The organism is Parabacteroides sp. AF39-10AC, assembly GCF_003635405.1.
Taxonomy (GTDB): Bacteria; Bacteroidota; Bacteroidia; order Bacteroidales; family Tannerellaceae; genus Parabacteroides; species Parabacteroides distasonis.
The window spans coordinates 1-6423 of sequence record NZ_QTLP01000057.1; the positions used below are offsets into that span (position 1 = coordinate 1).

Annotated in this window: 7 protein-coding genes and 1 pseudogene; all 8 read right to left on the reverse strand. The window is 54.5% G+C overall.

The features are described 5' to 3' along the window. Nucleotides 1–467: DUF3872 domain-containing protein (locus DW033_RS23785; RefSeq protein ID WP_118289780.1), on the reverse strand; the 467-nt coding region annotated here is incomplete at its 3' end. Nucleotides 468–485: 18 nt separating this feature from the next. Then, on the reverse strand, nucleotides 486–1358 hold the full coding sequence (locus DW033_RS23790) for a toprim domain-containing protein (RefSeq protein WP_008645933.1): 873 nt from the start codon (nucleotides 1356–1358) through the stop codon (nucleotides 486–488). A gap of 7 nt (nucleotides 1359–1365) precedes the next feature. Continuing rightward, nucleotides 1366–1941, reverse strand: coding sequence for a conjugal transfer protein TraO (locus DW033_RS23795; protein WP_008645934.1), 576 nt, complete (start codon nucleotides 1939–1941; stop codon nucleotides 1366–1368). Nucleotides 1942–1943: 2 nt separating this feature from the next. Then, nucleotides 1944–2930 (reverse strand): conjugative transposon protein TraN, encoded by a 987-nt coding sequence (gene traN, locus DW033_RS23800; protein WP_122383226.1) that lies wholly within the window; start codon nucleotides 2928–2930, stop codon nucleotides 1944–1946. Between the two features lie 54 nt (nucleotides 2931–2984). Further along, nucleotides 2985–4409: a conjugative transposon protein TraM gene (gene traM / locus DW033_RS23805; RefSeq protein WP_032567515.1), complete on the reverse strand. Its 1425-nt coding sequence runs from the start codon at nucleotides 4407–4409 to the stop codon at nucleotides 2985–2987. Next, nucleotides 4390–4698: a TraL conjugative transposon family protein gene (locus DW033_RS23810; RefSeq protein WP_032567516.1), complete on the reverse strand. Its 309-nt coding sequence runs from the start codon at nucleotides 4696–4698 to the stop codon at nucleotides 4390–4392. The genes traM and DW033_RS23810 overlap by 20 nt, the downstream gene beginning before the upstream one ends. A gap of 5 nt (nucleotides 4699–4703) precedes the next feature. Continuing rightward, nucleotides 4704–5327 carry a conjugative transposon protein TraK gene (traK, locus tag DW033_RS23815; RefSeq protein ID WP_004308925.1) on the reverse strand — a complete coding sequence of 208 codons (624 nt, stop codon included), beginning with the start codon at nucleotides 5325–5327 and terminating at the stop codon, nucleotides 4704–4706. Nucleotides 5328–5358: 31 nt separating this feature from the next. After that, a pseudogene (traJ, locus tag DW033_RS23820) lies at nucleotides 5359–6363 on the reverse strand (conjugative transposon protein TraJ). Nucleotides 6364–6423 lie beyond the last annotated feature (60 nt).

The window sequence follows — 6423 nt, forward strand, 5'->3', positions numbered from 1 at the left end:
GTGATAACCCCGTCATCCTTCACGTTTCGGTTGTTGAAGTCAAATTCCAACTCGTAGGAGTTGCTGAAATTGTCCTCCACTACCACGATGAAGTTGTGCGCTTCCTCACCCGCCGCCGTGTAGTACAGCCGGAACTTCTCGTTTTCAAGCAGGTAGCGGTCATTGGGCAGGAACGTGATTCCGTTGTCCATTTTCAGCGTGCCTTCCCCCTCGAACTGGAAATACCGGATGGTGTAGAGGGTGTTGGCGAAGTCGCCCGTCTTTTTCAGCTCACAGCGGATTTCAACCGTCTGCCCCTTCGTCACCTTGTTCGGCACGGGCATGGTTTCCACCGTGAAGGGATAGGATTGCTGTATGTCCATGTCGTCGTCACACGATACGAGCGTGAGCGACACGGCAGCGAACAGGCAGAGTGCCAACGTCTTGAAGATTGATATTCTCTTGTTTTTGTTGTTCAGTATGTTCATTGTCATTTGATTTTTAAGTTATTGTTCTTTTTTGGTTGTCAGTTGCAGATACTCGTTCAAGTCCTTGCAACCGTCATAGAGAGCGGAACGGTCATAGACACGTTCTCCATAATGTCCTTTCAGCGTTTTCAACGTGCGCCGTCCGGCTGCGTCATGGTCGAGATAACAGTCTATGCACCCGCAGCCGTCCAGATACCTCATTGCCTTTTCCACGTTGGCAACAGAGTTCAATACGAGGCACTCACCCTTTTCCAATCCGAACGTGGCAGCAGAAAGAAAGTCCATGAAGCCTTCAAAAACGCTGCACACGTCAGCCGGAGAGCCTTCCGCCTTGACCAGCGACACATCTTTCGGAGGCACGCATCCTTTGAAGAAGCGGCTGCGGATCTCATATCCACCCGCCACGTTCGGGAAACCGACGGCAAAATATCGTTTGCCACGCACACAGTAATTCAGTCGGCAGCAGTAGCGTGATGCGACAACGTAAGGAATGCTCCGTTCCGCCAGATAGTCTGTCAGTGGAGAACGAAGCAGAGGGACGGCTTCCACTCCCTCAAAGGCAGGTTCTGTCTGCTTCGGAATGTAGGTCGGTTTGTCAAACTCTGCAATCTGCATATTAGAGGTTCCCGCTATAAACTTCACTTGTTCCATGAAGTCGCCACTTCCGATAAACTCCCCGGCAAGCGTGAAGATGTCACCACCTTTGCCCAGACCGAAGTCGTACCAGAGCTGTTTCGCCACGTTCACACGGAAAGAGGGCGTGCGCTCGCCCCTATACGGGGCGATATACCACAGCTCGTTACCGCTCCTTCTGACAGGCTCATGCCCCAGCCGTGCGAGAAAAACCGCAATGGGCATTTGTCTGATGATGTCTATTTCCGTCCGTTCCATGTCCGTGTCAGTTGATGATGAACTTGATTCCGACCCCGAACTGCGTATGAAACTTCCTCGTGTCGCCACCCCACAGGCAACGCTCCCGGAGGTTGGCGAGCAGGGCGATACGGTCTGCCACGTAAAACTCCACATCGAGCGTCAGCGCACCGCCGTAGATGAAGGCGTCCCGGTCATGGAGCGTGGAGCCGTCATGCAGTACCTTTTCGCCCCAGTTCACCGATTCATATCCGGCAAGAGCCGAAGCACCTGCATAGACGAACACGATTTTACGGGCATCGGAAAGTATCTTGAAGTCGTATCCGCCCTCCGCCGTGAACTGCGCCACGGGTATCTTTCCGTCCTTGTAAGGGTTGTTCTTCAACAGATATTCGCCGCCGAACACCCATTTGTTCCCCTTTTTCGTGTAGGTGGAGAGAGCCGCCCCGAAACTGTACCCGCCGTCGTTGCCGCCGGGATTGAAGCGGTCCGCCATGTTCGCCCTGACCTCGATGCCCTGCATCTTCGGCAGGCATCGCTGGGCGTGCGCCTGCCCCGTAAACAGGGCAAGCGACGCGATGATTATTGCGATGTACTTTCTCATGGTCAGCGCACTTGAAGTTCGTTGATGGTATTGGCACGTACCAAGTCCTCGTTCTCAATCACGAAAGACTGGTGACGCCCCCCGTTCTTCTCGTTGAGTTCCACCACGAGGCATTTATCGTCGGGGATAGTGAACTTCGCTATCGTGAACACCGTGCGCTCGCTCTTCTTGCCCGGCACGAGTGTGGCGTAATTCTGCGCACGGAGCGGCAGGATGATCTGCTCCTGCACGGCGGTACGCTTCGCCACCTTCTTGTCCACGATTTTCCATGTGATGTAGTCCACGTCGAAAGGCACGTTGCTCTGGTTCTTTATCTCCGTGTGGAAATAGAGCAAACCATTATGCGTGTAGATGCCTTTCAGCAGGTACTGGATGCCGAATCGCTTGCAGCCGATGTGCTTCACCTCGCGCTTGTTCTGCTTGTGGATGGACTTCATGATAAGGCGTACCAGCATCGGGCTTTCGCTGCCCAGTTCCTTCAGATAGATTTCCTGCGCATTGTTCGGGCGGTTCACCTTCTCGCCGTCATGGATGAAGTCGCACATCTCCACATTGAGCAGCAACGGTTCGGAGGCATATTTCACGTTGAAGGTATAGAAACTCCCGTCCTCTGTTATCACGGACATATTGGTTTCGTTCGGGAAGTTCCTCACGGTAGCCTTCACGCGGATGACGTTCTCCGCTCCGTCGGCTTTGCCCGCAATCAGGTCGGGCGAACCTAAATCGACGTAACGAACCTCCGAGGGGAAAATGACGTGGACGGTCTTGTCGTAGGTCACTTCCAAGCCGTGCGGAGGGACCATGCGGTCAAAGGTCAGCTTCTTTGTCAGCCCGTGATACAGGTCGCCGTCCGCCTCCTTCTGCGGATAGACCTCCTTTGTCAAGGTCGGTTGTTCACTTCCGTTGTCCTTTCCAACGGTTACGTTCTCCTGCGCGTTGGCAGTTACGATGCCCATAGCGAGGGCAAACATGATGATTACTTTTCTCATTACTTTGGATTTTAGTGGTAAATAAAAATTGGATTGTTGTTACTTTTTCTGTTTTCAATTCCTGTCCTGATAGAGCATTACCTTATACCCGGCTTTCAGATGCACCTTGACGGTACGCATCTTCTTGGCGATATACTGGCTTGTGCCTTGTATCAGCCCCTTGCCCAAATCGGAGGCAAGCTGCGCCCCTGCGTTGGTGGAGATATTGATGCTGCTGCCCAGCGAGCCGCCCATGTTGGCGGCAACCTCCCTGACGGCATTCATTTCCATCGAGTTGGGAATAAAGATACCGGGTTGCCCGTCCGTGTCATACACCGCCAGCTCCACCGGAATGATAGTGCCGTCATATTCCAACGACGTGATTCCTATGTCAAGCCGTTCGCCCTGAATCTTTGCTGTGCCTACCACCACCGCATTGCGGGGGATGATTTTGTCCGCTACCTCCATCGGCTCCAGCAGCCGGAGTTTGACAGCTTGCCCGTCGGTCACGCTCTGCGCCCCATAGACACACGCCGATATGGTGTTCTTGTCTGATACGGTCGTGACGCCCACCGCCGTATTGAAACTGCGGTTACGCTCCTGCGAGAAGGAGGCGACAAACTCGGCGTTGCTCATCGGCTGTGAGAGCGAGGATACCACCTGATGCGTCACCTGCCTGACAGGTGCAGCCGTGTTCTTTCCGGCTTTCTGCACGGGATAAGGCTCAGCCGCCTGTCCGACAGGTGGCTGTGTGCCGTTCTGTCCGCCCATGTACTTCGCCGCCAACTCGTAAGACTTCTCCATGAGTGCCACTTGGTCATCCATAGCGGACGCCTTGTCTTTCTCGCTCTCCAGTTTCGATTCCAGCGAGGCGATGCGCTCCAACAGTTCATCCATTTCCGCGTTGTCGTTCTTCGGCTGCTCGTAGAAGTTGCCGAGCGTGGCATTGAGGTCGCGGTAGGCGGCTGCGGATGATTGGATGGTTTTCGGAGCGGATGATGTTGATGTTGCTTCTTCCGCATTTCCGGGATTAGCAAGGTCGAAGTCCCTGCCGCCGTCCGTTTCCGCCACCTCGCGGTCGAACATATCGCCCAGTTCCTGCATGGCACGGCTGCGGTTCTCCTGCCGTTCTTCCATCGCCCCCTGCTCGTAGGCTTTCGCCTTGTCGCCGATGATCTGGCGGTTCGCCTTGTCCGCGTCGGGCATTTCGATGTTGTAACCTCCCGTCCCCGGTTGCTGCTCCTTGTCGGAAGACGGGGCGAATATCAGCCACATCGCCCCGATGAATACCAGCACCATAGCGGGCAACACTATCATTTTCTGACGTTTCAGCCTTTGGGCTTCGGTCAGCGGCTTGCGCTCCTTGGCTTTGCCTTCCTCCTTCGCGCCTTGGCCATTCAAGCAGGCTTGATGGCTCTCGGCTTGGCGTTGGTTCTTCGGTTTCCCGTTGTCGGGAGCCGCCTTGTTCTCGTTTTTAGGTTCATTCTTCGTCTGTTCCATATAAATAAGGTATTACATTATGATTGTTGTCCGGCTTTACGGACAGTTCCACTTGTCCGGCATGGTCTGTCACCATACGGCTGCCGTCATTCCTGCCGATGTCATAGACGGCTTTTCCGAAGGTGTAGAGGGCAAGCACCGTGAAGGCGGCGAGCATCGTCAGCACGATGCGTTTGCGTGTCTTCGGAGGCAAACCGTCCAGATAGCCTTTGAGCCTTGCCACCAGCATTTTCTTTTTGTCGTGGAGTTTCCAGTACGCACGCCAAAATGATTTCCTGATTTTCTTCATGTCCGTTACCTTTTGATGGTTTGTAAATCCTTGTTCTCGATGATGGTGAATCCCTCGATGGTGAAACCGTTGGGATTGTCGTCCGAACGGGACGAGTTCAAGAGGCGGCACGTCGTCACGAGGCTGCGCTCGGTGACGTTGCTTTGTCTGATGATCTTCTGCGTGGCGTAGGTCACGGCACGGTAGGGATAGCCGTTGAAATCGCATACCACGCTGTCCACCTTCAGCACTTGGTTGATATTCCCGGCGATGATACGGTTGTAGTACCCCTTCTCGGCGAAGTCCGAATAGTAGTTGTACACGCTTTTGTCCGCTAATAGCAGGGCGCGTTTCACATTATGCTCTATCGCGCTCTTTTCGGGCGAGAGCGTGAAGAACAGCTCGTGGAAGCGGCGCACGTGTTCCCTTGCCTCCGCCGGACGGTTCTGCGACAAGTCCTGCGAGAGAGCCAGCATCAGCGACTTGCCGTTGTCCAGCACGTAAATCTTTTCCCGTTGTCGCTCAGCGAAGCGGTAGGAACTCCACACGCTCCATACCGTTATCACGGCGCACAGCGAGAGGAAGACGATACCGAACAGGCGTATCTGCCTGAACGATGATTCGATGTTTTTGAGTGACTTAAATTCCATTGTTGTTTATTCGTTTTTAATTGTCAGTTGATTATTTCAGCAGTTTCCCGGCACGTCCGACCACGTTTCCTGCGGCTGCACCCGCCACGCTGCCCGCCATGCTTCCGGCTCGTCCTGCCGTCTGGTTCACGTTGCGACCGTAGCTTCCCATGCCTCCGGCTTGGATAATCCAGCCTGCCACCGTCGGGATGGTGAAGTAACCGATGATGCCGATTATCATGAAGACGATATACACCCCGTCGCTCGAATCCAGCGAAAAGTTCGGGTCAGCCTGCATCCGTTCGATGTCGCTTTGCAGCATCAGCACTTGGATTTTCGCCAGTATGGTGCTGAACATATCCGACACGGGCAGCCACAGATAGACCTGTATGTAGCGGCATATCCATTGCGTGAGCGTGCTTTGGAAGCCGACCCATACCGATATGGCGAAGGCTATCGGACCGAGTATCGCCAGCACCACGAGGAAGAACGTGCGGCTGGTGTCTATCACGAGTGCGGCGGCTTGGAACATCAGTTCCAATATCTAGCGGAAGAAGTCGCGGATGCCCTTCTTCATGTTGTACATCCCGCGCTCGATATACATCCCCGCCATCGTCACCATGTCGCCGGGCGACCAGCCCAGTTCCTCCAACTGTTTGTCAAACTCCTCGTTCGACACGAGGTAGGCGGTTTCGGGATTACGCATCATCGCCTCGTATTCCAGTTTATCCTTCTGCTCACGGTATCGGTTCATGTCCAGCGTTTCCGCCTCCAGCATCTTTGCCGTACCCTGCACGACGGGCGACATGATGCTGTTTATCGTACCTAATACCACCGTCGGAAAGAACATGATGCACAAGCCTATCGCAAAGGGGCGGAGCATAGGGAACACGTCTATCGGTTCGGCTCTCGCCAGCGACTGCCACACCCGGTAGGCGACGTAGAACAGCGCGCCCAGCCCGGCAATGCCTTTCGCCACACCCGCCATGTCCCCGCATAGCGGCATCATCTGCTCATAGAGCGAGCGCAGAATCTGGTGAAGGTTGTCGAAATTCATAGGCTACCAGTATCTTTCGTTCATGTTCCCGTACAGCCCCATGATGCGGTCGAGGTCGTT

Coding starts and splice junctions, on each gene's coding strand:
- DW033_RS23790 (WP_008645933.1), bottom strand. CDS start 1,358: ATGGAACGGACGGAAATAGACATCATCAGACAAATGCCCATTGCGGTT.
- DW033_RS23795 (WP_008645934.1), bottom strand. CDS start 1,941: ATGAGAAAGTACATCGCAATAATCATCGCGTCGCTTGCCCTGTTTACG.
- traN (WP_122383226.1), bottom strand. CDS start 2,930: ATGAGAAAAGTAATCATCATGTTTGCCCTCGCTATGGGCATCGTAACT.
- traM (WP_032567515.1), bottom strand. CDS start 4,409: ATGGAACAGACGAAGAATGAACCTAAAAACGAGAACAAGGCGGCTCCC.
- DW033_RS23810 (WP_032567516.1), bottom strand. CDS start 4,698: ATGAAGAAAATCAGGAAATCATTTTGGCGTGCGTACTGGAAACTCCAC.
- traK (WP_004308925.1), bottom strand. CDS start 5,327: ATGGAATTTAAGTCACTCAAAAACATCGAATCATCGTTCAGGCAGATA.